Annotated in this window: 1 protein-coding gene; it reads left to right on the forward strand. The window is 29.2% G+C overall.

Annotated features, from left to right (window positions below):
• Positions 1 to 69 precede the first annotated feature (69 nt).
• The gene (locus AN959_RS18170; protein ID WP_056832864.1) at positions 70 to 1,767 is read left to right on the forward strand and encodes a hypothetical protein; all 1,698 of its coding nucleotides are present in this window, start codon (positions 70 to 72) and stop codon (positions 1,765 to 1,767) included.
• Positions 1,768 to 1,836: the final 69 nt, after the last annotated feature.

A 1,836-nucleotide genomic window follows, 5' to 3' on the forward strand; every position in this document is an offset into this window, starting at 1 on the left:
AAAATCATTTATTAGATATATTTGGTAAAATGAATTATAGAAACTAAAAAGATCAGGAGTGCTTTATTAATGGTTGAATATATTAAGGTTTCAAGTTTGGTCGAAAATTTAAGTTTGAATATTACGAATGGATCATCAAGTACAGTAAATGTATTGCAATGGCAGTGTATAGGTGAACTTGAATCAAATCCTCATAATGGTGTTCAATTAACAAATGAAGAATTTCTAAGTAAAGCAATGGGATTTTTGGAAATAGTTAAAGAGAAAAATCCTGATCTTGTTCTTACTCCTGAATATTCTTTTCCTTATAAAGGAATAGAAAGATTAATAATGGATAAAACTCTTTGGCCGAAAAATGGATCATTATTTTGTCTAGGGACTCAAGGAGAAAACATCGATATATTTAAAGATTATCTTAGTACATGGGATAAAAATCAGAACACTATTGTTTTATGGGATGCTATAACTGACTTACAAGAAGAAAAAAACTTTGTTAGCCCTCTACTTTATTTTTTTGTTTCAAAAGAAACCCTTTATATATTACCTCAAATTAAAACTGGTAATATGTACGATAAATGGAGGACTTTTGAGGCTAGTTATTTATGTTTAGGAAAAAAAATTTTTGTCTTTGATGATCAGAATTCCACAAATAAATTTTTATCTATAATTTGTGCTGACGTATTACATATAAAAGCAGAGAATATTCTCGAAAATGTTTCTGGCAATCTAACTATTTTCCATCCGCAACTAAATGGAAATCCGAGAAATGGTTTATTTACATCTTTTAGAAAGGAAATCTTAGAATCCAGACAACACAATAATAGAATTATTACTCTTAATTGGGCCTGTGATACCAAAATAAAAGATACTCAAATAATATTTAATAAGCCGTGGTCTGCATTTTATAAAAAACATAATAAAAACATACAAGGGGATCATAGAAAATTAAGGTTAAAAAATATAAAACTAGGTATTTTTTTTGCATATGATGGTATCAATGAATATTGGTATTCTGATAGGAAAGAAAATATTAAATGTTACGTTATAAATAAGAGTGATACCGGCCAAGCAAGAGGACCCGCATCACATGGCTACGAACCCGTTACAACTGGTAGCTATGAATACATTAGTTCATGGGAAGATTACAGAGGTCCTTTTATAAACGATGAATTATTAAATGCAATAAAGGATTTGGACGATATTTACCTATTTCCAATTCAAGATTTATTAAATAGTCCTGATAAAAGTGATTTCTTCTTTGGTTCTTGTTTAGGACATTTTGAAGAGGGAGAAATAAAAACAAATGAAGACGAATTGGTTTCAAGAATGATAGTTGGTTCTGATGAAGAATCTGATGATCAAAGGCATAAAAAACTTCACTTGTTTCTCTTATTAATAAATAATTTAAAAAATGGCAATATCCCGAATGCTCTTTTATACCTAAAGGATAACCATACATTTACAGTGGATGGAGATTTCCCTGATCAGGGTAGGATGATTTATAATCTACGCCCGAAGAACAAAGTGAGTTTTGAAAATCCAGAATGCTTAGTCGTAATTACTGATAAAAATAAAGAATCTAAAGTGGCACAATTAACTTCTGAACTATATGAAAAATTAAGCACGAAATTGAGAAACCAGATAATCGTATATTACCAACCATTAGGAAAACCGGAGTATGTTTTCTATGATAAACATTTAGATGAAACAGAAATTCAGAATCCAAACTACACTAAAAACATGGCAGATATTAGTAATGCCAAATAATCAGGGGGAACAATTTTGAATTTAGATACCTTAATTAAAGAATATGGATATTCAATAATTAATAATGAT

Origin of the sequence: Psychrobacillus sp. FJAT-21963, assembly GCF_001420585.1 — a bacterium.
Classification (GTDB): domain Bacteria; phylum Bacillota; class Bacilli; order Bacillales_A; family Planococcaceae; genus Psychrobacillus.